The 24,839-nt window shown below is 68.0% G+C and carries 17 protein-coding genes and 2 tRNA genes; 10 read left to right on the plus strand and 9 right to left on the minus strand.

Annotated elements, in window-relative coordinates:
- Window positions 1-130: 130 nt before the first annotated feature.
- The 5 genes from ltrA (at window position 131) to DIE22_RS20765 (ending at window position 5,555) form a co-directional block, all read left to right on the plus strand.
- Window positions 131-1,501: a group II intron reverse transcriptase/maturase gene (gene ltrA / locus DIE22_RS20740; RefSeq protein ID WP_124605996.1), complete on the plus strand. Its 1,371-nt coding sequence runs from the start codon at window positions 131-133 to the stop codon at window positions 1,499-1,501.
- Between the two features lie 137 nt (window positions 1,502-1,638).
- On the plus strand, window positions 1,639-2,676 hold the full coding sequence (locus DIE22_RS20745; RefSeq protein WP_124605997.1) for an IS110 family transposase: 1,038 nt from the start codon (window positions 1,639-1,641) through the stop codon (window positions 2,674-2,676).
- Between the two features lie 449 nt (window positions 2,677-3,125).
- Window positions 3,126-3,201: transfer RNA gene (locus tag DIE22_RS20750), tRNA-Val, on the plus strand.
- A 23-nt stretch (window positions 3,202-3,224) separates the two neighbouring features.
- Window positions 3,225-3,301: transfer RNA gene (locus tag DIE22_RS20755), tRNA-Asp, on the plus strand.
- A 319-nt stretch (window positions 3,302-3,620) separates the two neighbouring features.
- Window positions 3,621-5,555, plus strand: a complete 1,935-nt coding sequence (locus tag DIE22_RS20765; protein WP_124605998.1) for a SurA N-terminal domain-containing protein — start codon at window positions 3,621-3,623, stop codon at window positions 5,553-5,555.
- Window positions 5,556-5,653: 98 nt separating this feature from the next.
- On the opposite strand, the gene DIE22_RS20770 is transcribed toward DIE22_RS20765, so the two are convergent.
- A complete protein-coding gene (locus DIE22_RS20770) occupies window positions 5,654-6,328 on the minus strand; it encodes an arylesterase (RefSeq protein WP_124498671.1) in 675 nt (224 codons plus the stop codon).
- On the opposite strand from DIE22_RS20770, the gene DIE22_RS20775 reads away from it, so the two are divergent.
- On the plus strand, window positions 6,327-7,028 hold the full coding sequence (locus DIE22_RS20775) for an ABC transporter ATP-binding protein (RefSeq protein ID WP_124498670.1): 702 nt from the start codon (window positions 6,327-6,329) through the stop codon (window positions 7,026-7,028). The two genes, DIE22_RS20770 and DIE22_RS20775, sit on opposite strands and share 2 nt — an antisense overlap.
- Before the next feature lie 75 nt (window positions 7,029-7,103).
- Here the strand turns inward: DIE22_RS20775 and pgi are convergent, their stop codons facing one another.
- From pgi to DIE22_RS20790, 3 genes are all read right to left on the minus strand, one after another.
- Window positions 7,104-8,726 carry a glucose-6-phosphate isomerase gene (gene pgi / locus DIE22_RS20780; RefSeq protein WP_124498669.1) on the minus strand — a complete coding sequence of 541 codons (1,623 nt, stop codon included), beginning with the start codon at window positions 8,724-8,726 and terminating at the stop codon, window positions 7,104-7,106.
- Between the two features lie 110 nt (window positions 8,727-8,836).
- Entirely contained in the window at window positions 8,837-10,381 is a 1,545-nt protein-coding gene (locus DIE22_RS20785) for an NAD(P)H-hydrate dehydratase (RefSeq protein ID WP_124605999.1), read from the minus strand.
- Between the two features lie 52 nt (window positions 10,382-10,433).
- On the minus strand, window positions 10,434-11,738 hold the full coding sequence (locus DIE22_RS20790) for an FAD-dependent oxidoreductase (protein WP_124498667.1): 1,305 nt from the start codon (window positions 11,736-11,738) through the stop codon (window positions 10,434-10,436).
- 339 nt (window positions 11,739-12,077) lie between these two features.
- On the opposite strand from DIE22_RS20790, the gene purL reads away from it, so the two are divergent.
- On the plus strand, window positions 12,078-16,142 hold the full coding sequence (purL, locus tag DIE22_RS20795; RefSeq protein ID WP_124606000.1) for a phosphoribosylformylglycinamidine synthase: 4,065 nt from the start codon (window positions 12,078-12,080) through the stop codon (window positions 16,140-16,142).
- Window positions 16,142-16,684: a GNAT family N-acetyltransferase gene (locus DIE22_RS20800; protein WP_124498665.1), complete on the plus strand. Its 543-nt coding sequence runs from the start codon at window positions 16,142-16,144 to the stop codon at window positions 16,682-16,684. The genes purL and DIE22_RS20800 overlap by 1 nt, the downstream gene beginning before the upstream one ends.
- A 165-nt stretch (window positions 16,685-16,849) precedes the next feature.
- Here the strand turns inward: DIE22_RS20800 and DIE22_RS20805 are convergent, their stop codons facing one another.
- The 5 genes from DIE22_RS20805 to DIE22_RS20825 all read right to left on the minus strand — a co-directional run bounded on the left by DIE22_RS20805 (window position 16,850) and on the right by DIE22_RS20825 (window position 20,654).
- A complete protein-coding gene (locus DIE22_RS20805) occupies window positions 16,850-17,632 on the minus strand; it encodes a peptidylprolyl isomerase (RefSeq protein ID WP_124498664.1) in 783 nt (260 codons plus the stop codon).
- 18 nt (window positions 17,633-17,650) lie between these two features.
- On the minus strand, window positions 17,651-17,959 hold the full coding sequence (locus DIE22_RS20810) for a BolA family protein (RefSeq protein WP_012364068.1): 309 nt from the start codon (window positions 17,957-17,959) through the stop codon (window positions 17,651-17,653).
- A 1-nt stretch (window position 17,960) separates the two neighbouring features.
- Entirely contained in the window at window positions 17,961-18,491 is a 531-nt protein-coding gene (locus DIE22_RS20815; protein WP_124498663.1) for a septation protein A, read from the minus strand.
- Between the two features lie 124 nt (window positions 18,492-18,615).
- Complete coding sequence (gene msrB / locus DIE22_RS20820; protein WP_124606001.1) at window positions 18,616-19,047, minus strand: peptide-methionine (R)-S-oxide reductase MsrB; 432 nt, start codon at window positions 19,045-19,047, stop codon at window positions 18,616-18,618.
- Between the two features lie 38 nt (window positions 19,048-19,085).
- On the minus strand, window positions 19,086-20,654 hold the full coding sequence (locus tag DIE22_RS20825) for a YdiU family protein (protein WP_124606002.1): 1,569 nt from the start codon (window positions 20,652-20,654) through the stop codon (window positions 19,086-19,088).
- 164 nt (window positions 20,655-20,818) lie between these two features.
- On the opposite strand from DIE22_RS20825, the gene DIE22_RS20830 reads away from it, so the two are divergent.
- Window positions 20,819-22,462, plus strand: a complete 1,644-nt coding sequence (locus tag DIE22_RS20830; protein WP_124606003.1) for a 3-(methylthio)propionyl-CoA ligase — start codon at window positions 20,819-20,821, stop codon at window positions 22,460-22,462.
- 180 nt (window positions 22,463-22,642) lie between these two features.
- Window positions 22,643-24,727, plus strand: coding sequence for a 3-hydroxyacyl-CoA dehydrogenase NAD-binding domain-containing protein (locus tag DIE22_RS20835; RefSeq protein ID WP_124606004.1), 2,085 nt, complete (start codon window positions 22,643-22,645; stop codon window positions 24,725-24,727).
- The last annotated feature ends 112 nt before the right edge of the window (window positions 24,728-24,839 follow it).

A 24,839-nucleotide genomic window follows, 5' to 3' on the forward strand; every position in this document is an offset into this window, starting at 1 on the left:
TCTTACCTGGGGAGGTCTCGCTTTATGCCTGAAAGGGCGACGGCGGCAAGCCGGAGCGAGAAGTCAGCAGAGGCCATAGTAGCTGCGGGGTTGGTGGCGAAGGGCCGAACGAGTAGGAGGGCCGAAGGCCGTGTCGCTCGGACGTGCAGTGCATCAGAAGCCCGCGCAGGCGGGGCGTAACGCGGGATGGCGAGGTGAAGCCGTGCCTGAAGCGGTGCGTGATGAAGCTCGGACGGCGCGGCGCGAGACTGGAGGCTCAGGGCGAGATGGCCTGCTCACGCAGGCGCTCGCGAGAGCGAATCTGGTGATGGCGTGGAAACGCGTCAAAGCCAATCGCGGCAGTGCCGGGGTGGATGGGAAGTCGATCGCCGAAACGGCGGAACACCTCAAGACGCACTGGCCCCGGATTCGGGAAGCGTTACTGGAGGGAAGCTACCGGCCCGCGCCGGTGCGGCGAGTCCAGATTCCGAAGCCCGGCGGCGGGATGCGTGAACTGGGGATTCCGACGGTGACGGATCGCCTGATCCAGCAAGCCCTGCTGCAAGTCTTGCAGCCCATCATTGATCCGACCTTCTCAGAACACAGCTACGGCTTCCGACCGGGGCGTCGAGCGCGTGACGCGGTGCTGATGGCGCAACGTCATGTACAGGATGGCTACCGAGTGGTGGTCGATGTGGATCTGGAGAAGTTCTTCGATCGGGTCAATCACGACATCCTGATGGAGCGGCTATCGAGGCGGATCGACGACAAGGCTGTGCTGCGGCTGACTCGTCACTACCTTGTGGCCGGGATCATGGATGGCGGAGTGGTCAGTGAGCGATACGAGGGCACGCCGCAAGGCGGGCCGCTCTCACCGCTGCTGGCCAATGTGCTGCTGGACGAGGTGGACCGGGAACTGGAGGGGCGAGGACACAGGTTCGTGCGCTATGCCGACGACTGCAACGTGTACGTGCGCAGTGGCCGGTCGGGCGAACGGGTGCTGGAAGGACTGCGCAAGCTCTACGAGCGGCTCCACCTGAAGGTCAACGATGCCAAGACGGCGGTTGCGCAGGCGACGGGTCGCAAGTTTCTGGGCTACGCGCTATGGCGTGGCGCAGGCGAGCGGATCAAATGCGCGGTGTCGTGGAAGGCGCTAGCGACCTTCAAGCAACGCATCCGGGAACTGACACGCCGCTCGGGCGGGCGAAGCCTGCCGGAGGTGGCGGAGCGCCTGAAAGCGTATATGCCAGGCTGGAAAGCGTACTTCCAGCTGGCGCAGACGCCGAGGGTGTTCCGCGAACTCGACGAGTGGATAAGGCACCGGTTGCGCGCAGTGCAGCTCAAGCACTGGCGTCGAGGCGCGACGATGTATCGGGAGTTGTTGGCATTGGGCGCCTCACCAGAGGATGCCCGGCGGGTAGCCGCGAACAGTCGGCGCTGGTGGCGAAACAGCCGCCTGCTACTGAATCGCGTCATGCCGATCGCCTACTTCGACCGACTTGGCGTACCACGGCTCTCATGACCTCAACTGCTCGAACCGCCCGGTGCGGACCCGCATGCCGGGTGGTAATGGAATGGACGCCCCCGTCCGAAACGGCGTCGCCGTGTCAAAGTGGTGAGGCTGTCGAACCACCACCTTAATCGGAGGAGGGCGTCACCATGAACGTTACTACAGTGGGCATTGACCTCGCCAAGTGCATCTTCCAAATCCACGGTGTCGACGAGCGCGGCAAGCCGGTATTGAGGAAACAACTGAAACGGCACCAGATGGTCGCATTCTTTGCAAACTTGCCAGCCTGCCTGATCGGCATGGAAGCCTGCGCCAGCGCGCACTTCTGGGCTCGCAAGCTGCAGGGGCTTGGGCATACGGTACGGCTGATGGCTCCCCAGTTCGTTAAACCTTACGTAAAGACAAACAAGAATGACGTGGCAGATGCCGAAGCCATCTGTGAGGCTGTGGCTCGCCCGAACATGCGATTCGTGCCCGTCAAGAACGTTGACCAGCAGGCGGTGCTGGCGCTGCACAGAGCCCGCCAAGGCTTCGTTCGGGCTCGTACCGCGCAGGCCAACCAGATCCGCGGGCTGCTGGGGGAATTCGGCCTGGTGGTCCCTCGGGGGATCACGAGCATCGCCCAACATGTACCCCAGCTCATCGAAGACGCCGGCAATGAACTGCCGGGGTCATTCCGTCTGTTGATGCGGCGCCTGATAGATCACCTGAAGGAACTTGAGCGGCAGGTCGACGAGATCGAGACGCAGATCAAGGCGTGGCATCACGCGAGCGATGCCAGTCGCCGATTGGCAGAGATTCCGGGCATCGGCCCGATTACGGCGAGCGCGCTGGTTGCCTCGATCGGCGATGCCAAGTCCTTCAGTACCGCTCGACAACTGGCGGCCTGGCTGGGTCTGGTACCCAGGCAGCATTCAAGCGGAGGCAAGCCGACGCTGCTGGGCATCACGAAGCGCGGTGATACTTACCTGCGTACGCTGATGGTGCACGGCGCGCGGGCTGTTGTTCGCTATTGCGCCAACAAGGACGATGCGTTCTCGGGCTGGCTTCAGCGTTTGCTCACACGCCGACACAAGAACGTCGCCGTGGTGGCGGTGGCAAACAGGAATGCCCGAATTGCGTGGGCACTGCTCACGCAAGGCACCGTGTTCCGATCGGATTACCCGCCGACCGCAGTCGCCGCGTAATCGGATCGGGTGTAGTTAAGGCTCCCCCCAGGAGGTTGCTTGGGCAATCGTGACGTGATGGCAAGATAGGTTGGACCGGGATCGGAATACTCTGCCCTCCCACAGGCGCTTCGAGCGCGAGGTGGTGATTAGAGTCCGATCAGCTGATTCCATCAGGGACAGAGGCATCGCAGTCGCCTCCTCAACAGTCCGGATGTATGGCCGCAATCTCAATCCGTCTGCCAATCGCGTACGACTGCCTTGCAAAACGGGGGCGTCCATGTATGTGGGAGGGGATCGGTCAGGCTACCTGACCGCCCCTATCCCGATTGCATCGGGATCGTGTGTTGGGCAGCGCGTTAAAAATTTTTGCGCACGGGCTTGGCAAAATGATCGGGGATGAATTAAACTTGCGGGCTCGCTGGTTGTTGATGCCGAAACGCAGATCGCAGCCAGAACGAATCGGAAACGGGTGCTTAGCTCAGCTGGTAGAGCGGCGCCCTTACAAGGCGTAGGTCGGGGGTTCGAACCCCTCAGCACCCACCAGTTTCCCGATTCAGCCAGACCAAGGAGCGGTAGTTCAGTCGGTTAGAATACCGGCCTGTCACGCCGGGGGTCGCGGGTTCGAGTCCCGTCCGCTCCGCCAAAAATGAAGAAGCCCGCCTTGCGCGGGCTTTTTCATTTGTATCGTCGGTTGCGCCCGCTTGCGGGCGCGTGACTGCGGAGTGGAGGAAGCCGCCTGCGCGGCTTCCGGCGGGACTCGAAGGGCTGCGCGTGTACGCGCAGCCGCGGCCTGCAGGATGTAGGCGAGTCCCGTCCGCTCCGCCAGAAAATGAAGAAGACCGCCTTGCGCGGATTTTTTCATTTGCATCGCTGGTTGCGCCCGTTCGTTGCGCACCTGCTTTTCTCCCGTGCCACCCCGTATGTTGTAATATCGGACGTTTTGTCCAATTTTCCCGTCACGCATGCTCGATTTCTTCCGTAATCACCAGCGCCTGATGATGGCGCTCCTGCTCCTGATCGTGTTGCCGGGGCTGGGTTTCGTCGGGATCCAAGGCTTCCGCGGCTTCTTCGACGACAGTGCGAACGTCGCGGCGGTCAACGGGCACAAGATCACGCGGGTCGAATTCGACGGCGCGTTCCGCCAGCAGATCGACCAGGCGCGCCAGGCGCTCGGCGGGCAGTTCGACATCAAGATGTTCGATACGCCCGAACATCGCAAGCAGGTGCTCGACGGCCTGGTCCAGCAACGCGTGCTGGCCGACGAGACGCAGCGCCTGCACCTGACCGCATCCGACAACGCCGTGCGCGACGCGCTGATGGGCGACCCGATGATCGCGTCGCTGAAGAAGCCCGACGGTTCGATCGATGTCCAGCGCTATGCGCAACTGCTGTCGTTCCAGGGGATGACGCCCGAACAGTACCAGGAGCGCGTGCGCTACAGCCTCTCGCTGCAGCAGATTCCGGCGAGCATCGTGGCGAGCGCATTCACGCCCAAGGGCCCGGCGCAACGCCTGTCGGAACTGGCCGCGCAACAGCGCGACGTGCAGGCGCTCGTGCTGAAGACGAGCGACTACGCGGCCAAGGTACAGCCGACCGCCGCGCAGCTCACCGCGTACTATGACGCGCACAAGCAAAGCTTCGCGACGCCGGAAACCGCGACGATCCAGTATCTCGTCTATTCGCCGGCAGCGGCCGCCGCGAGCGCGCAGCCGACCGATGCGGACATCAAGAAGTTCTACGACGACAACCCGACGCACTTCCGCTCGGAAGCACAGGTGCGCGTGAGCCACATCTTCATCGCCGCGGCGAGCGATGCAAGCGCGGCCGACAAGGCGGCCGCGAAGGCGAAGGCCGAGCAGCTGCTGGCCGACGTGAAGGCGCATCCGGACCAGTTCGCGCAGATCGCGCAGAAGAGCTCGCAGGATGCGCCGTCGGCCGCGAAGGGCGGCGATCTCGGCTTCATCACGCGCGGCTCGACGGCGGGCGGCAAGGCGTTCGACGATGCGGCGTTCGCGCTGAAGCAGGGCGACGTGAGCGGTATCGTGCAATCGGATCTCGGCTTCCATATCCTGAAGGCGACGGAGGTGAAGCCGTCGGTGGTCAAGCCGTTCGCGGACGTGAAGGACCAGATCGCAGTCGACCTGAAGCAGCAGTACGCAGCGAAGGCGTTCTCGGACAATGCGGAAGGCTTCACGTCGACCGTGTATGAGAAGGCGAAGACGCTGCAGCCGGCCGCCGACAAGTACAAGCTGACGATCCAGACTGCCACGGTCACGCCGACGCCGAATCCGCAACTGCCGCCGACGAGCCCGCTGAACAATCCGAAGTTCCTCGCCGCCGTGTTCGCGAACGATTCGGTGAAGAACCAGAACAACACGCAGGCGATCGACGTGGGCAACAACATGCTGATCTCGGCGCGCGTGACCGACTACAAGCCGGGTGCCGTGCCGGCGCTCGACACGATCAAGGACGTGGTGCGTCAGAAGGTCGTCGCCGAGCAGGCCGCGGAACTCGCGAAGAAGGACGGTGCGGCGAAGCTGGCCGAGCTGCAGAAGTCGAAGTCGGCCGATGGCTTCACGACCGCGCAGAAGGTGTCGCGCACGCAGTCGCAGGGCTTGACGCCGGCAGCGCTGAGCGCCGTCTACAAGGTCGATGCGAAGACGCTGCCGGCGTACGTCGGTGTCGATCTCGGTGCGGGCGGCTACGCGATCTATCGCGTGAACGCGGTGATCGCGGGGACGGCCGTCGATCCGCAGCAGCTCGCGGCCGCGCAGCAGCAGATGGCGCAGGTCGAAGCGCAAAGCGAAGGCGAAGCGTATCTCGCCGCGCTGCGCGACCGCTCGAAGGTGAAGCTGTACGGCACCACGCAGAGCCAGTCGCAGGACGGCGGCAACTAAGTGGCAATTGAGCGAAGCGCCGTTCACGGTTTCGCACGAAACAATGAAAAGCCCCGCTTCGAGCGGGGCTTTTTGTTTTCCGGCGGCGAGGCGTCAGGTCAGCCGCGCGGCTTGCCGAGCAGCGGCTTCAGCGCCGGCCAGACGTTGTCGAGCAGGATGCCCTGCGCCTGCTGTGCGGGATGCATCTGGTCCGACTGGAACATCTCCGGCTTGTTCTCGATGCCGGCCAGCAGGAACGGCACGAGCGGCACGCCGAGTTCCTTCGACAGCCGTGTATAGACCGCGTGGAATTTCTGCGTGTAGTCGGGCCCGTAGTTGGGCGGCACGTACATGCCGACCAGCACGACCTTCGCGCGCGCTTGCCGCGCATCGGCGATGATGTCGCGCAGGTTCTGCTCGGTCGTCGCGAGCGGCACGCCGCGCAGCGCATCGTTCGAGCCGAGCTCGACGACGACGATCGACGGCTTGAGCCGTTGCAGCACCGCAGGCAGTCGTGCGCGGCCGCCGCTCGTGGTGTCGCCGCTGACGCTCGCGTTCGCGACGCTATAATCGATTCGCTCGGTCGCGAGCCGTTGCCGCAGCAGCGCAACCCAGCCGGTGTCGCGCGGCAGCCCGAATTCGGCCGACAGGCTGTCGCCGAGCACGACGAGCGCGGGCTGGCCCGATGTCGGGGCCGCCGTCGTCGCGGCACGTGCGGGCATGGTTGTTGCGACCAGGGTACCCAGGAGCGCGGCGAGCGCCACGCGTCTTTTCCAGCGGAATGTCGTGTCCATGTTCAAGATTACCGATCCGATCATCGAAGTCCATGACGTGTGCAAGCGAGTTGCCGATGCAACGGGCGAGCTGACGATCCTCGACGGCATCACGCTCGCCGTGCAGCCTGGCAGCAGCCTCGCGATCGTCGGTGCATCGGGGTCGGGCAAATCGACGCTGCTCGGCCTGCTTGCGGGGTTGGACAGTGCAACGAGCGGCACGGTTCGCCTGCTCGGCCGCGCGCTCGACCCGCTCGACGAGGACGAGCGCGCCGCGCTGCGCAACGGCGCGGTCGGGTTCGTGTTCCAGTCGTTCCAGTTGATGCCGCACCTGACAGCACTCGAGAACGTGATGCTGCCGCTCGAGCTGCAGGGCGGGATCAGTGCGCGCGACGCGGCCGATCGTGCCCGCGCGCTGCTCGTGCAGGTCGGTCTCGGCGGGCGCACCGCGCATTATCCGAAACTGCTGTCGGGCGGCGAGCAGCAGCGTGTCGCGCTCGCGCGCGCATTCGTCACGCATCCGGCGATCCTGTTCGCCGACGAACCGACCGGCAGCCTCGATGCGGCCACGGGCCACGCGGTCATCGACCTGATGTTCGAACTGAACCGCACGCACGGCGCGACGCTCGTGCTCGTCACGCACGATGCCGAACTCGCGCGGCGCTGCGCGACGACGATCACCATCGACGCCGGACGCATCGTCGCGCCGCAAGCGGTATAGCGCGAGACTGAATTCCTGCCGGCCGCACAGGGCGGATCGCCCGTGCGGCCGGCATGCGTTCGACGCTGTCGCGTCTCAGCGCTTGAGCGCCGCTCGCGCGCGCTCGATCAGCGCGGTCGTCGACGAATCGTGCTTCGCGGGATCGACCGACTCCGCCGACAGGTCGGCTTCGACGACCTTGCCGAGAATCTTGCCGAGCTCGACACCCCACTGGTCGAACGGATTGATGTCCCACACCGTCGCCTGCACCAGCACCTTGTGCTCGTAGAGCGCGATCAGCGCGCCGAGCGTGCGCGGCGTCAGCGCGTCCACCAGCAGCGTCGTCGTCGGGCGGTTGCCGGGGAACGTCAGGTGCGGCGCGAGCGCTTCCTTGCCGGGGCCGGCGACCTTGCGCGCTTCGTCGAGCGTGCGGCCGAGCATCAGCGCTTCGCTCTGCGCGAAGCAGTTCGCGAGCAGCTTCGGATGATGGCTCGCGAGCGAATGCTCGGGCGTGAGCACCGCGATGAAGTCGATCGGCACGATCGTCGGGCCCTGGTGCAGCATCTGGAAAAACGCATGCTGGCCGTTGGTGCCCGGCTCGCCCCACGTGACGGCCGACGTCGGGTAGTCGACGAACCTGCCGTCCAGGCGCGCGGACTTGCCGTTGCTTTCCATCTCGAGCTGCTGCAGGTACGACGGCAGGTAGTGCAGCGCTTCCGAATACGGCGCGACGAGATAGCTCTGCGAGCCGAAGAAGTTGCGATACCAGATGCCGATCAGGCCGAGCAGCACCGGCAGGTTGCGCTCGAGCGGCGCGTCGCGGAAATGGCGGTCCATGTCGTTCGCGCCGGCGAGCAGTTCGTCGAACTGCTCGGGCCCGATCGCGATCATGATCGACAGGCCGACCGCCGACCACAGCGAGTAGCGGCCGCCGACCCAGTCCCACATTTCGAACACGTTGTCCGCGGCGATGCCGAACTTCACGACTTCGGCCGGGTTCGCCGACACGCCGACGAAGTGCTTCGCGAGCGCGTCCTCGGGGCAGCCGCGCGCGACGAACCAGTCGCGCAGCGAGCGTGCGTTCGTCATCGTCTCGAGCGTCGTGAAGGTCTTCGACACGATGATCGCGAGCGTTGCTTCCGGGTCGACCTGTTCGAGCACGCGCGCGAGATCGGCGCCGTCGACGTTCGACACGAAGTGGGTCGAGATGTCCGGGCTCGCGACGTGATGCAGCGCGTGCGTGACCATCTTCGGCCCGAGGTCCGAGCCGCCGATGCCGATGTTGATCACGTGGCGGATGCGCTTGCCGGTGTAGCCGGTCCACGCGCCGCTGCGCACGGCGCGTGCGAAGGTCGCCATCTTCGCGCGCTCGGCGCTGATCTGCGCATGGAACGGCGCGTGCGGGTCGGTCGCGCGCAATGCCGTGTGCAGCGCGGCGCGGCCTTCGGTCGGGTTGACGATCTCGCCGGCGAACATCGCGTCGCGGCGCGCTTCGACGCCCGCTTCGCGGGCCAGCTGCACGAGCAGGCGCAGCGTGTCGTCGTTGATGCGGTTCTTCGAGAAGTCGGCCGCGAGGCCGCCGCCCGGGACCGTGAAGCGTTCGGCACGGGTCGGCGCGCGGTCGTTTTCCGGCGCGAACCAGTCGCGCAGCCGCGCATGGCGGATCTGTTCGAAGTGGGATTGAAGGGCAGTCCAGGCGGGGAGCGAATTCAGCGTCATGGCGGTTCGAGTGAAGCGTGAATCGGGAGGAATGCCGCGCCGGCGCATCGGATCGGAAGGCCGGCGGACGAGCGGGCCCGCCGTGCGGCGGGGCACTCAGTATAGCGGCGTTATATGTCGGCGCGCGGCGACGGGTAAAAAAGGCGATTGATCAGCGTGCGCACCATCGGCGCGAGCTCGCCCGCGGTGAGGCCGGCCGGGCCCGTACCGTTCGCGCTCAACGTGTCGGCCGCGAGGCCGTGCAGGTACACGCCCGCGAGCGCGGCTTCGTACGGGGCGACGCGCTGCGCAAGCAACGCGCCGATCAGGCCGCCGAGCACGTCGCCGGTGCCGCCCGTGGCGAGCGCGGCGTTGCCGGTCGGGTTGATCGTCAGGCGGCCGTCGGGCGCCGCAATCACCGTGCCCGAGCCTTTCAGCACGACGATGCTCGCGTAGCGCGCGGCCAGCGCCTGGGCCGCGGCAAGCCGGTCGTGCTGCACCGTCGCGGTGTCGGTGCCGAGCAGCCGCGCTGCCTCGAGCGGATGCGGCGTCAGCACGCACGCGAGGCCGCGCGCGCCGCGGGCCGCAACGGCGGCCGCGAGGTCGGCGTGCGTCGCGACGAGGTTCAGCGCGTCGGCGTCGAGCAGTGTCACGGCGTCGTGCGCGAGCACGTCGTGCACGAGGGTTGCCGCGGCCTCGCGCGTGCCGAGGCCGCAGCCTGCCGCGATCGCGGACATCGCAGCGAGGTCGAGGCCGTCGGCCGGATGCAGCATCAGCTCGGGAAACGGCGGATCGTACGGCGGCGCGCCGGCGCCGAGAAAGCCGACATGCACCTTGCCCGTACCCGCGAACAGCGCGGCACGCGCGGCGAGGATCGGCGCGCCGCACATGCCGGTGTCGCCGCCGAGCACCGCCAGGCTGCCGAACGTGCCCTTGTGCGATGCGAACGCGCGGGCGGGCAGCGCGGCGGCGAACCGGGCCGGTGCATTCAGCACGACGGCCGGCGCGGCGGGCGGTGCGACGTCGAGCGACGCGATGTCGATCTCGCCGGCGAGATCGCGGCCGTCGCCGGTGTAAAGGCCCGGCTTCGCACCGATGAAGGTGAGCGTATGCGTTGCGGCGACCGCCACGCCCGCGCCGACGATCCGGCCCGTGTCGCTGTCCAGTCCGCTCGGCACGTCGAGCGCGAGCACGCGGCCGCCGTTTCGGGTGTGCGCGGCGATGCGCGCGGCCTGGGCGGCGAACGGACCGTCGAGCGCGCGGCCGAGGCCGATGCCGAACAGCCCGTCGACGACCCATGCGTAATCGTCGAGCGATGCCGGCGGTTCGGCGGACAGCGGCACGCCGGCCGCGCGCGCGAGGCCGAGCGCCCATTGCGCATCCTCCGGCTTGACCGGCACCGGCATCCACGCCTGTGTCGCGACGCCGAGCTGCTGCAACTGCGCGGCGGCCACCAGCGCGTCGCCGCCGTTGTTGCCGGGGCCGACCGCGAACCAGACCGGGCGTTCGTCGCCGGCGACCCGCTCGGACAGCCAGCGCGCGGCGGCGGCGCCTGCGCGGCCCATCAGCGTGTGCGGCGGCAGTTCGGCGGTTGCGGCGGTCTCGGCCGCGCGCAGGTCGGCGACGCGCAGCAGCGCAAGCGGGGCGGAGTCGGGAAGCGGGCGGGCATTCGTCATCGCGGGGTCATGGCAGCGGGGAGTGAGCCGCCCCGGGACGGGCCCGCAGCGGTCAGGTCGTGAAGCGTGCGGCGCTCAGCGCGGCGAGCGTGTCGGCGGGCCACGTCTGCGTGTCGCCGCCCAGGCAGTCGGTCACCACTTTAGCAGACCCGCACGCGAGGCCCCAACCGGCCGGCCCGTGGCCGAAATTGACGAACACGCGCGGATGCGGGGTCGGACCGACGACCGGCAGGCCGTCCGGCGACAGCAGCTGCGTGCCCTGCCAGGACAACGCGGCGGAAATCTTCGCCGCGCCCGGCACCCAGTCGTGGACGGCCTGGCCGAGCAGCGCGAGCGCGGCCTCGGACAGCGGCTCGGGGAGCGGCTTCGCGGTGTCGGCGAGGCTCTGCAGCACGGCGCCGCCGCCGACGCGCAGCCGCTGGTGGGTGCGTGTGATCGAGATCCGCTTGATCGAATCGACCACGCTCAGGTGCGGTGCATGTTCCTCGTACGCGACCGGCGCGGTCAGCGTATGGGCGCGGACCGGATGCAGCGGCAGCCGCCAGCCGAGCCGCTCCAGCAGCGGCAGGCTGCCGGCGCCGGCGGCGACCACGATCGCGTCGGCCGACATCACGTCGACCTCGCGCGCCTTCGCCGCGTGCCGGCCGCCGGCCGGCGGTGTGAGCTCGACCGCGGCGCGGCCGGTGTCGACGCGGATCGCTGCGACGTCCGCGCCGAAGCGGAACTGCACGCCGTGCTCGTCGAGCGTCTGCTTGACCAGCTTCGCGAACAGCGGGCAGTTCCCGGTGCGCTCGGTCTCCAGCAGCACGCCGCCGGCGAAGCCGGGCTCGGCCGGCACCGACGGCTCGAGTGCCGCGCATTCGTCGGCGGTGAGCACGCGGTACGGCTGGTCGAGCGTGCGCAGCAGGTCGAGCGCGGGCTGCATGGCTTCCCAGTCGCGCGGATCGCGCACGACATGCAGGATTCCGGGCTTCTGCTCGAATTCGAGCTCGAAGCGTGCTTCGATGTCGGCGAGGGTTTCGCGCGACGCGTCGATCAGCGGGCGCAGCCGCGCATACTGCGCGGCGAATGCGCCGGGCTCGCGCAGCGCGGCGAGCTGCTTGACGAAGCGGCGCACGCCGCCGTTGAAGCCCGGCTTGTAGACAATGCCGGTGTCGCGCGGCTGGCGCTGGCGCATGAAGGTCGGGCCGAACCAGACGTCGAGCGGGCTCGGCAGCAGCGTGCCGCCGTCGCCGTAGGTCGCGCCCTGCGCGACGGTCGCGTGGCGTTCGACCACGCACACGCGATGGCCGGCCGCGCGCAGCTGGTAGGCGGTGGCGACGCCGCTGATTCCGCCGCCGATGACGATGACATCCATGGATTGCTTCGATGACGGGCGGCGCGCACGCCGCCCGGTGAGAATTCGCTGACGGGCCCCCGGCCCGGTGAACCGGGAATGATAGCGCCAAAATCGCGCCAACCGGCGCCACGCGATGCCATCCGCTTCTGCCGCCGTGCGGTCGCCGGCTGCCGCGGCCGTGCACGCAGGCGTGGCAGGCGCGGCGGGCGGTTGGGGGCGGCGGGCGCCGGCGCACCGTCGCGGTGCGTGACGGGTGCCGATCAGCCGGTCTGGGGCGACCGACTTCCGGGTATAATTACGGCCTTCCTTTCGCCCCACGTCGCCACCTCGCGCGACTCATCGACGTCAGTCCAGCCCATGGCTCACTTCTCGTGTTTTCCCGGCGCTTCGGCCCTCTCCGATTTCCGTCAAACCCGTCTGCTCGACACGCTCAGGCAAATCGACGCCAACATCGTCGCGGTGCGCGGCCAGTTCCTGCACTTCGTCAATGCGGCCGAGCCGCTGTCGGCGGACGACAGCGCCCGCATCGACGCGCTGATGCACTACGGCGCGCCGTTCGAACCGGCGGCCGAGAAGGGGACGGCCGAGACCTTCGTCGTGCTGCCGCGCTTCGGCACGGTTTCGCCGTGGGCGAGCAAGGCGACCGACATCGCGCAGCACTGCGGCCTCACGCAGGTGCGCCGCATCGAGCGCGGCGTCGAATTCACGGTCACGCTGAAGTCGGGCCTGCTCGGCGGCAAGAAGGCGTTGTCCGACGACGCGCGCGCCGCGGTGGCAGCCGCGCTGCATGACCGGATGACCGAAAGCGTGGTCGCCGCGCGCGACGACGCGAAGCACCTGTTCGACGAACTGCCGGCCAGGCCGCTCGCGACCGTCGACGTGCTGGGCGTCGGCCGCGCCGCGCTCGAGCGCGCGAACGTCGAGCTGGGCCTTGCGCTCGCCGACGACGAGATCGACTACCTGGTCGACGCGTTCCGCAAGCTCGAGCGCAACCCGACCGACGTCGAGCTGATGATGTTCGCGCAGGCGAACAGCGAGCACTGCCGCCACAAGATCTTCAACGCGCAGTGGACGATCGACGGGCAAGCGCAGGACATGTCGCTGTTCGCGATGATCCGCAACACCGAGAAGCTGAGCCCGCAGGGCACGATCGTCGCGTATTCGGACAACTCGTCGATCATGGTCGGCGCCGAAGCCGAGCGCTGGTTCCCGCGCAACGCGGGCGCGGCCGGCGAGCCGGGCGAACGTTATGGTCGTCATACCGAGCTCACGCACACGCTGATGAAGGTCGAGACGCACAACCACCCGACGGCGATCTCGCCGTTCCCGGGCGCGGCGACCGGCGCGGGCGGCGAGATCCGCGACGAAGGCGCGACGGGCCGCGGCGCGCGTCCGAAGGCCGGCCTCACGGGCTTCACCGTGTCGAACCTCGACCTGCCTGACGCACGCCAGTCGTGGGAAAACGCCCGCGACGCGGCGCAACCGGTCGGCGGGCGCAACCCGAACGACGCGCACGGCCCGTACGGCCGCCCGGACCGCATCGCGTCGCCGCTGCAGATCATGATCGACGGCCCGCTCGGCGGCGCCGCGTTCAACAACGAATTCGGCCGTCCGAACCTCGGCGGCTACTTCCGCGTGTACGAGCAGAACGTCGGCGGCCAGGTGCGCGGCTATCACAAGCCGATCATGATCGCGGGCGGCCTCGGCAACATCGCGGATCAACACACGCACAAGCACGACGTGCCGGCCGGCTCCCTGCTGATCCAGATCGGCGGCCCCGGCATGCGGATCGGCATGGGCGGCGGCGCGGCGAGCTCGATGGCGACCGGCGCGAACACGGCCGAGCTCGACTTCGACTCGGTGCAGCGCGGCAACCCGGAAATCGAGCGGCGCGCGCAGGAAGTGATCAACGGCTGCTGGCAGCTCGGCGCGGAAAACCCGATCCTGAGCATCCACGACGTCGGCGCGGGCGGCCTGTCGAACGCGTTCCCCGAGATCGTCGACGGCGCGGGCAAGGGCGCGCGCTTCGAACTGCGCAAGGTTACGCTCGAGGAATCGGGCCTGTCGCCGCGCGAAATCTGGTCGAACGAGGCGCAGGAGCGCTACGTGCTGGCGATCGCACCGGCCGACCTGCCGCGCTTCGAGGCGATCTGCGCGCGCGAGCGCTGCCCGTTCGCGGTGGTCGGTGTCGCGACCGACGAACGCCAGCTGAAGCTCGTCGACGACGAAGCGACGGGCGTCGACGAATACCCGGTCGACATGCCGATGGAAGTGCTGCTCGGCAAGCCGCCGCGCATGCACCGCGACGTCGCGCGCGTCGCGACCGAGCGCGCGCCGGTCGACGTGACGGGCATCGCGCTGTCGGAAGTCGCGGTCGACGTGCTGAAGCACCCGACGGTCGGCAGCAAGTCGTTCCTGATCACGATCGGCGACCGTTCGGTCGGCGGCACGTCGGTGCGCGACCAGATGGTCGGCCCGTGGCAGGTGCCGGTGGCCGACTGCGCGGTGACCGCGCTCGACTATGCGGGCTTCAAGGGCGAGGCGATGACGATGGCCGAGCGCACGCCGCTCGCGGTGATCGACGCGCCGGCATCGGGCCGCATGGCCGTCGGCGAGGCGATCACGAACATCGCGAGCGCGCCGATCGCGTCGCTCGACAAGCTGAAGCTGTCGGCGAACTGGATGGCCGCATGCGGCACGGCCGGCGAGGACGCCGCGCTGTTCGACACGGTCAAGGCGATCGGCATGGAACTGTGCCCGGCGCTCGGGATCGGCATTCCGGTCGGCAAGGACTCGCTGTCGATGAAGACCAAGTGGGACGAGCAGGGCGTCGCGAAGGAAGTGGTGTCGCCGGTGTCGCTGATCATCTCCGCGTTCGCGCCGGTCGAGGACGTGCGCCGCCACCTGACGCCGCAACTGCGCCGCATCGCGGACGCGGGCGACAGCGTGCTGATCGCGATCGATCTCGGCCGCGGCAAGAACCGGATGGGCGGCAGCATCTTCGCGCAGGTCACGCAGCAGGTCGGTGATGCGACGCCGGACGTCGACGATCCGGAAGACCTGAAGCGCTTCTTCAATGCGATCCAGTCGCTCAACGCGCAGGACAAGCTGCTCGCGTACCACGACCGCTCGGACGGCGGCCTGTGGGCGACGGTCTGCGAAATGGCGTTCGCGGGTCACGCGGGCGTGTCGCTGAACGTCGACATGCTGACGCTCGACCCGCATCACGAATCCGACTACGGCGACGCGAAGGACTGGGCGAAGCAGACGAGCGGCCGCCGCGAGGATCGCACGCTGCGCGCGCTGTTCTCGGAAGAGCTCGGCGCCGTCGTGCAGGTGCGCGCGGCCGATCGCGACGCGGTGCTCGGCGCGCTGCGCGAGTGCGGCCTGTCGGCGTGCTCGCACGTGATCGGCACGGTCAACGATCGCGACGTGATCGAGGTGTACCGCGACGCGAAGAAGGTCTTCGACGCGCCGCGCGCCGAACTCCATCGCGCATGGGGCGAAGTGAGCTGGCGCATCGCGCGCCTGCGCGACAACCCCGCGTGTGCGGATGCCGAATACGACACGCTGCTCGATGCGGCCGACCCGGGCATCTCGCCGGTGCTGACGTTCGACCCGGCCGACGACATCGCCGTGCCGTTCATCGCGACGGGCGCCCGCCCGCGCGTCGCGATCCTGCGCGAGCAGGGCGTGAACTCGCACCTCGAAACCGCGTACGCGTTCGACCGCGCGGGCTTCGACGCGCACGACGTGCACATGAGCGACCTGCTGGCCGGCCGCGCGACGCTCGCCGATTTCGCGGGTGCGGTGGCGTGCGGCGGCTTCTCGTACGGCGACGTGCTGGGTGCCGGCGAAGGCTGGGCGAAGACGATTCGCTTCAACGCGAATCTCGCCGACATGTTCTCGGCCTTCTTCGCGCGTCCCGACACGTTCGCGCTCGGCATCTGCAACGGTTGCCAGATGCTGTCGAGCCTCGCGTCGATGATCCCGGGTGCGGAAGCGTGGCCGAAGTTCACGCGCAACAAGTCCGAGCAGTTCGAGGCGCGCTTCTCGTTCGTCGAGGTCGAGAAGTCGCCGTCGATCTTCTTCGCGGGGATGGAAGGCTCGCGGATTCCGGTGGCGGTCGCGCACGGCGAAGGCTATGCGGACTTCTCGCAGCAGGGCGACATCGATCGCGTCGCGGTTGCGATGCGCTACGTCGACCACCGCGGCGAAGCGACCGAGCGCTATCCGTTCAACCCGAACGGGTCGCCGGCCGGCATCACGTCGGTCACGACGGCCGACGGCCGCTTCTCGGTGCTGATGCCGCACATGGAGCGCGTGCATCGCACGGTCACGATGAGCTGGCACCCGGAAGGCTGGGACGAAGCGAGCCCGTGGATGCGCGTGTTCCGTAACGCGCGCCGCTGGATCGGCTGATGTTCGATCCGCACGCGCCGGTCGAGATCGTCACGCTGCGCGACGAACGCGCGAGCGACGTCGATGCGATCGGTCGTGTGCTTGCGACCGCGTTCGCGGACGAGCCGCGGCACGGGCAGTTCGAGCGGCAGATCGTCGACGCGCTGCGCGCGGACGGCGCACTTGGCGTGTCGCTCGTCGCGGAGCGTGATGACCGCGTGATCGGCCACGTCGCGTTCTCGCCGGTGTCGATCGGCGGCGAGCCGGCCGGCAGCCACGCGTGGTACGGGCTTGCGCCGCTCGCGGTGCTGCCCGAGTGCCGGCGCCAGAGCATGGGTGCGGGGCTCGTGCGCACGGGGCTCGACGCGTTGCGCCGGCTCGGTGCGCGCGGCTGCGTCGTGCTCGGCGATCCCGCGTACTACGCGCGTTTCGGCTTCGTGCCGTCCGGCGATCTCGTGTTCCCCGGCGCGCCGCCCGGGTATTTCCTCGCGCTGGCGTTCGACGCCGCCGCGCCGCGGCCGTCGGGTGAGGTCCGCTATCACGCGGCGTTCTATCCGGCATAGCGGTTCGCTGCGCCGCGCGGACGTGATTCCGCCGTTCCGGAAAGCCGCCTCGAAGCGGCTTTTTCTTTGCGCAGCCGCCGTGTCGATCGACTGATCACACGCGCGCATGAAAAAGAAAAAGGCCGCTCCGGGGAGCGGCCTTGGCGTGGGCGAACGTCGCCGACGTTACTGGATCTTCGCCTGCTGGCGCAGGCCTTCCTCGAACGCCTGCAGCTTCTGCTGCACGAGCTGCTGCGCGATCTGCGCCTTCACCTGGTCGAACGGCGGCGGGGCGACGTCGCGGGTGTCGTCGACACGGATGATGTGCCAGCCGAACTGCGTCTTCACCGGCGTGTCGGTCATCTGGCCTTTCTGCAGCTTCTGCGCGGCCGCCGCGAATTCCGGTACGTATGCCTTCGGGTCGGACCAGTCGAGGTCGCCGCCGTTCTTGCCCGAACCCGGATCCTTCGAGTACTGCTTTGCCAGATCCTCGAACTTCGCGCCGCCCTTGATCTTCGCGATCAGGTCCTTCGCCTGCTGCTCGCTGTCGACGAGGATGTGGTGCAGGTGGTACTCGCGGTTGCCGCCGGCGCCCTTCACGAGCTCGTCATAGCGCGCCTTCACTTCCGCGTCGGTCGGCTGGTTCTTCTTCAGGAAGCTCTCGATCATCGAGCGCAGCACGACCGTCTGCTGCGCGACGGCGACCTGCGCCTTCACGTCCGGACGGTTCGGGATGCCTTCGCGGATTGCTTCCTGCATCAGGATTTCGCGGTTCACGAGTTCCTGGCGCACGGCCTGCTGCAGTTGCGGGCTGTCGGTCTGGCCTTGCTGGACGAGCTGCGCGACCATCGCATCGGCGCGCGACTTCGGAATCGGCGTGCCGTTGACGACGGCGATGTTCTGGGCGAATGCCGGTGCCGCTGCAAAAGCAGCCGCCGCGACCCACAGGCGGGGGGATTTCAGGATCATCGGGAATTCCTGTTGAGACTAGATTGAAGATTCGTTGAATTCTTCGGGCGTGTAAGCCACGATCGCGAGCGCGTGAATGCCGCGCTGCATCGCATCAGCGAGCGCATCATACACCAGCCGGTGCCGCGCGACGCGCGGCTTGCCCGCGAAGGCGGCCGACACGATCGTGACCGTGTAGTGGCCGCCGGCGGCCGCGCCGGCGTGGCCCGCGTGCTGCGCGCTGTCGTCGCGCACCGCGAGCGACAGCGGCGCGAGCGACGCGGTGAGGCGCGCTTCGATCAGCGCGATGCGCTCGTCGGGCGAGGCGTCGAGAAAGGCGTCGGTCATGTCATTCGTCCTTCAGGTACTTCGTGAGCCACAGGCTCTGCAGGATGATGAACACGACCATCGCGCCCGTCGTGCCGAACAGCTTGAAGTTCACCCACTGCGATTCGGTGTAGTTGTGCACCACGTACAGGTTCGCGACGCCGAGCATCGCGAAGAACAGCGCCCACGCGACGTTCAGCTTGTCCCACACGGGGTGCGGCAGCGTGAGCTGCTTGCCCATCATCTTCTCGATCAGGTTGTTGCCGAACGCATAGCGCGCGGCCAGCAGCCCGATCGCAAACAGCCAGTACAGCACAGTCGGTTTCCATTGAATGAATTTTTCGTCATGCAGGACGAGGGTGGCGCCGCCGAAGACGACGATCACGCCGAGACTGACCCACAGCATCGTGTCGACCTTCCGGTGCCGGAAGGCGACCCACGCGACCTGGGCCAGCGTCGCGACGATCGCGACGGCGGTGGCGGTGAAGATGCCCCAGACCTTGAAGGCGGCGAAAAACAGGATGATCGGAAACAGATCGAACAGGAATTTCATGGCGCTCGCAGCTGCGTGAAAGGCTGCATCGCGCGGCCTTTCACCGTTGTGGGGACCCGCCGCGCGCCACCGTCCGGGATCGGGGCAGCCGGCAAGGCTGCCCGACCGATCCGTCCGGCGCCGCTCATTCGTTTTCGGGTCGGGACTCGAAGTTTAACGCAGCCGAATTGATGCAGTACCGCAAACCGGTCTGGTCGCGCGGACCGTCCTCGAACACGTGGCCGAGATGCGCGCCGCAATGGTTGCAGCGGACCTCGACGCGCACCATTCCGTGCGAGCGGTCGATCTTCTCGTCGATCACCTCGCCGTTGAGCGGCTTGAAGTAGCTGGGCCAGCCGCAGCCCGAATGGAATTTCGCGCCGGATTCGAACAGCGGCGTGCTGCAGACGACGCATGTGTAGATGCCGGCGTCCTCGGTGTCGGTGTATTCGCCGGCGAACGCGCGCTCGGTCGCCGCGTGCTGCGTGACCTCGTACTGCATCGGCGTGAGCCGGCGGCGCAGTTCGGCGTCGTCCTTCTGGTAAGGGAAGGTCTTGTCGTCGGAATCGTGTGACATGTGGGAGTTCTCCTGATCGGTCGGTCGGGTCGTGCGGGTCACGACGAGCAGCTCACTTCGAGCGACCCGGCCCAGTCGGGCGGCAATGCCGCATACGCTTCATGTTCCGGTTGTTCGTCGAACGGCCGGCGCAACACCTGCGCGAGCCGCTCGACTTCGGAAAAATCCTTTTCCTTCGCGCGCCGGATCGCGACTTCGGCCAGATGGTTGCGCAGCACGTATTTCGGGTTCACGCGATTCATCGCGGCCGCGCGGGCCGCGTCGTCGCGTGTCTCCTCGGACAGCCGCGCGCGGTAGAGGTTCGCCCACGCGTCGAACGCGTCGCGATCGATGAACAGGTCGCGCACCGGCGCGTCGCGGCTCGCGTCGTGCTTCGACAGTTGCGCGAGCCGGCGAAACGTCAGCGTGAAGTCCGCATGGCTCGCGTGCATCGTTTCGAGCAGCTTGTTCGCGAGTTCGGCGTCGTTCTCGCGTTCGAGCTCGAGGCCGAGCTTCGCCCGCATCGCGCGTTCGAGCGCGGGGCCGAAGCGTTCCGGAAACTTCGCGAGCACGGCCTGCGCGTCGTCGACCGCGCGCTCGGCGCGCGCATCGTCGTCGGCGATCCCGTGCTGCAGCCCGATCAGCGGCAGCAGCGCCTGCGCGAGGCAGTAGCAGTTCCAGTGCGCGATGCGCGGCTGCATCCGGTACGCGTAGCGGCCGCTCGTGTCGGAGTGGTTGCAGATGTGGTTCGCGTCGAACGCGTCGACGAAGCCGAACGGGCCGTAGTCGATCGTCAGGCCGAGGATCGACATGTTGTCGGTGTTCATCACGCCGTGGCAGAAGCCGACCGCCTGCCATTGCGCGACGAGGTCGGCCGTGCGCAGCATCGCGGCTTCGAGCAGCGCGAGGTACGGATCGTCGGCGTCGCGGCACGCCGGATAGAAGCGGTCGATCACGTGATCGGCAAGCTGGCGCAGCCGGTCCGGGCGATCGTTCGAGAAGAAGTGCTCGAAATGGCCGAAGCGCACGAAGCTCTCCGACACCCGCGTGACGACGGCCGACGTCTCGATCTCCTCGCGCACCACCGGCTGGTCGGAGCCGATCACCGTGAGCGCGCGCGTGGTCGGAATGCCGAGGTGATGCATCGCTTCCGAACACAGGAATTCGCGGATCGACGAACGCAGCACCGCGCGGCCGTCGCCCATCCGCGAATACGGCGTGCGGCCGCCGCCCTTGATCTGCAGTTCGAAGCGCTGGCCGTCGGCACTGGCGAGTTCGCCGATCGTCAGCGCGCGGCCGTCGCCGAGCTGGCCGGCCCATACGCCGAACTGGTGACCGGAATACACCGACGCGTACGGCAGCGCGGTCGCGGGCCAGTCGCGCGTCGGGTTGCCGGCGAACAGCTCGGCGAACCCGGGTCGTGCGGCGAGCGATGCCGGCAGGCCGAGCAGCTGCGCGACTTCGTCGGAAAAGCCGACGACGTACGGCGCGGGCAGCGGCGCGGCCGGCAGCCGCGTATGAAACGCGTCGCCCAGCGTGACGAACGCGTCGTCGGCCGGCGTGCCGAGCGTGGCGGCGAGGTCGGGGAGAGTGTCAGCCGCATCGGCTGCGCTTCGGGAAAACGACATGTTGAGCGCCTCTGGGTAAGCCGATATTGTAAGGCGGCGCCGCGCCGCCCGCATGGCGGCCCGCGTGCGTTGCGCCAGGCCTGTCCGGGCCGTGGACGGGCCGCAAGCAGGCGCACCGCTTCGAGGCTGGTCACCGATTCGCGTCCTTCAGGGAGAACAAGACGATGGGTAAGCCGTTGCTGGGCCAGATGATGGACATGCCGCTGCGGGTGTCGTCGCTGATCGCGCATGCCGCGCGTCATGCCGGCGACACGGAGATCGTGTCGCGGCGCGTGGAAGGCGACCTGCATCGCTACACGTACCGCGACTGCGAGCAACGCGCGAAGCGCCTCGCGCAGGCGCTCGCGCGGCTCGGCGTCGAATCGGGCGAGCGCGTCGGCACCCTGGCCTGGAACGGCTACCGGCACCTGGAGGCGTATTACGGGATCGGCGGGATGGGTGCCGTGTGCCATACGATCAACCCGCGCCTCTTTCCCGAGCAGATCGCCTACATCGTCAATCACGCGGAAGACCGCTACGTCTTCTTCGACCTCAATTTCGCGCCGCTCGTCGATGCGATCGCGCCGCAGTGCCCGCACGTGAAGGGCTGGATCGCGATGACGGACGCCGCGCACCTGCCGTCCGGCGCGACGCCGTACCTGTGCTACGAAACGCTCGTCGACGCCGAGGACGGCCGCTACGACTGGCCGCGCCTCGACGAGCTGCAGGCGTCGGGCCTGTGCTACACATCGGGCACGACCGGCAACCCGAAGGGCGTGCTGTATTCGCATCGCTCGACGGTGCTGCACGCGTACGGTGCCGCGCTGCCCGATGCGATGAACCTGTCGGCGCTGGATGCCGTGCTGCCCGTGGTGCCGATGTTCCATGTGAACGCGTGGGGGCTGCCGTACGCGGTGCCGCTCACGGGCGGCAAGCTCGTACTGCCCGGCAAGGACCTCGACGGCAAGTCGCTGTACGAGCTGATGGAGGCCGAACACGTGACGTTTTCCGCGGGCGTGCCGACCGTGTGGCTCGGGCTGCTGAACTACATGCGCGAGGCCGGCGTGCGCTTCTCGACGCTGAACCGCACGGTGATCGGCGGCTCCGCGTGCCCGCCCGCGATGCTGCGCACGTTCGAGGACGAATACGGCGTGCGCGTGATCCACGCATGGGGGATGACCGAGCTGTCGCCGCTCGGCACGCTCGCGACGCTCAATTGGGCACAGTCGCAGCGGCCGCTCGATGCACGGCGCCGGCTGCTGGAGAAGCAGGGGCGCGTGATCTGCGGCGTCGACATGCGGATCGTCGGCGACGATGGGCGCGAGCTGCCGTGGGATGGCGTCGCGTTCGGCGAGCTGCAGGTGCGCGGGCCATGGGTGATCGATCACTACTTCAAGAGCGATGCGTCGCCGCTGTCGGACGGCTGGTTCCCGACCGGCGACGTCGCGACGATCGACCCCGACGGCTTCCTGCAGATCACCGACCGCAGCAAGGACGTGATCAAGTCGGGCGGCGAGTGGATCAGCTCGATCGACATCGAGAACGTCGCGATCGCGCATCCGGGCGTCGCCGAAGCCGCGTGCATCGCATGTGCGCACCCGAAATGGACGGAGCGTCCGCTGCTCGTCGTGGTGCCGCGCGAGGGAGCGAACCTGACCCGCGACGCGCTGCTCGCGTTCTACGAGGGCAAGGTCGCGAAGTGGTGGGTGCCCGACGACGTCGTGTTCGTCGAATCGCTGCCGCACACCGCGACCGGCAAGCTGCAGAAGCTGAAGCTGCGCGAGACGTTCCGCGACTACGTGCTGCCGACGGCGCTCTGCAATCCGTAAGCCGGGGCCGGCGACGGTCCACCAGGCGGTCTCCCGATCCGGCCCCGGATCGGGAAAATTCAAATTGAACGACCGTGCTTTTTCGTTGTATGCTGCCTCCGTTCGATCCGGACATGCGGCCGTTCGACCGCGCACAATGAAGCGTAGCCACCCCGGCGCGCGATGCATGGAGGCAGGCAGATGGCAGTGGATTACTCGACTCGCGACGGCGTGGCCGTCATCACGCTCAACAATCCGCCCGTCAACGGGCTCGGCCTGTCGACGCGCCAGGGCGTCATGGATGCGCTCGAGCGCGCCGCGCAGGATCCGTCGGTCACGGCGATCGTGCTGACCGGCGCGGGCCGCGCGTTCTCGGGCGGCGCCGACATCACCGAATTCAATACCCCGAAGGCGCAGCAGGAGCCGACGCTGCACACCGTGATCCGCGCGGTGGAGGCGAGCGCGAAGCCGGTCGTCGCGGCGCTGCACAGCGTCGTGATGGGCGGCGGCCTGGAGCTTGCACTCGGCGCGCACTATCGCGTCGCGGCGCCCGGTGCGCAGGTCGCGCTGCCCGAAGTGAAGCTCGGCCTGCTGCCGGGCGCGGGCGGCACGCAGCGGCTGCCGCGTGCGGTGGGCCTCGAAACCGCGCTGAACATGATCGTGTCGGGCGCGCCGGTGCCCTCGGAGCAGCTCGCGAACAGCGGGCTGTTCGACGAGATGGCCGACGGCGACCTGCTCGACGCGGCCGTCGTGTTCGCGCGCAAGGCCGGCGCGCGGAACGGGCCGCATCCGCGCGTGCGCGATCGCAAGATCGTCCACGAGAACGCCGCGGGCTTCATCCAGTTCGCGCGCAATTCGGCGCGGGCCGCCGCGCCGAATTTCCCCGCGCCGCACAAGTGCATCGACGCGATCGAGGCGGGCGTGCTGAACGGTTTCGACAAGGGCAGCGTCGCCGAGCGGGACGGCTTCGTCGCGCTGATGATGACGCCGGAAAGCCGCGCGCTGCGGCATGCGTTCTTCGGCGAGCGCGCGGCGAGCAAGATTCCCGACGTGCCGGCCGATACGCCGGTGCGCGAGATCCGCCGGGTCGGCGTGATCGGCGCGGGCACCATGGGCGGCGGGATCGCGATGAACTTCATCAACGCGGGGCTGCCCGTCACGCTGCTCGAGACGAAGCAGGATGCGCTCGACCGCGGGCTGGCCACGATCCGCAAGAACTACGACGCGCAGGTGAAGAAGGGCAAGCTCACGCAGCAGAAGCTCGACGCGCGCATGGCGCTGATCACGCCGACGCTGTCCTACGACGACCTGAAGGAGGCGGACCTGATCGTCGAGGCCGTGTTCGAGGAACTCGGCGTGAAGGAGCAGGTGTTCGGCCAGCTCGATGCCGTGGCGAAGCCCGGTGCGATCCTTGCGTCGAACACGTCGACGCTCGACGTCGACAGGATCGCCGCGTTCACGAAGCGTCCGCAGGACGTGGTCGGCATGCACTTCTTCAGCCCCGCGAACGTGATGAAGCTGCTCGAGGTCGTGCGCGGCGCGCAGACCGCGAAGGACGTGCTCGCGACCGTGATGGCGGTGGCGAAGAAGATCCGCAAGACGGCCGTCGTGTCGGGCGTGTGCGACGGCTTCATCGGCAACCGGATGATCGAGCAGTACATCCGCCAGGCACTCTTCATGCTCGAGGAAGGCGCGCTGCCCGCGCAGGTCGATCGTGCGATCGAGAAGTTCGGGTTCGCGATGGGCCCGTTCCGGATGAGCGACCTTGCCGGCAACGACATCGGCTGGGCGATCCGCAAGCGCCGCTATGTCGAGAAGCCCGATCTGCAGTACTCGAGGATCGCCGACCGTCTGTGCGAGCAGGGCCGCTTCGGCCAGAAGACGGGCGGCGGCTGGTACGACTACGTGCCGGGCGAGCGCAAGGCGAAGCCGTCGGCGCTCGTCGACGAGATGGTCGTCGCGTATTCGAAGGAGCGCGGCGTCGAGCGGCGCAAGATCGGCGACGACGAAATCGTCGAGCGGCTCGTGTTCGCGCTCGTCAACGAAGGCGCGAAGATCCTCGAGGAGAAGATCGCGTCGAAGGCGTCCGACATCGACATGGTCTATCTGACCGGCTACGGCTTCCCGCTGTGGCGTGGCGGCCCGATGCTGTACGCGGACACGGTCGGCCTTTACAACGTCGAGCGTGCGATCCGCCGCCATGCGGCCGCGCCGAATGGCGACGCGTGGCAACTGGCGCCGTCGATCGCGGAGCTGGCCAAGGCCGGGCGAGGGTTCAACGGCTGACGCCGTGCCGCGCGGCAGCGCGACCGGCCTTGCAAGGAGAATTGAAATGAACGCGTCCCACCCGTGAACGTGAGAGCAGAAGCAGGAGGTGGATCCTCGCGGGCCAACGGCA

Source organism: Burkholderia sp. Bp9142 (assembly GCF_003853415.1).
Classification (GTDB): domain Bacteria; phylum Pseudomonadota; class Gammaproteobacteria; order Burkholderiales; family Burkholderiaceae; genus Burkholderia.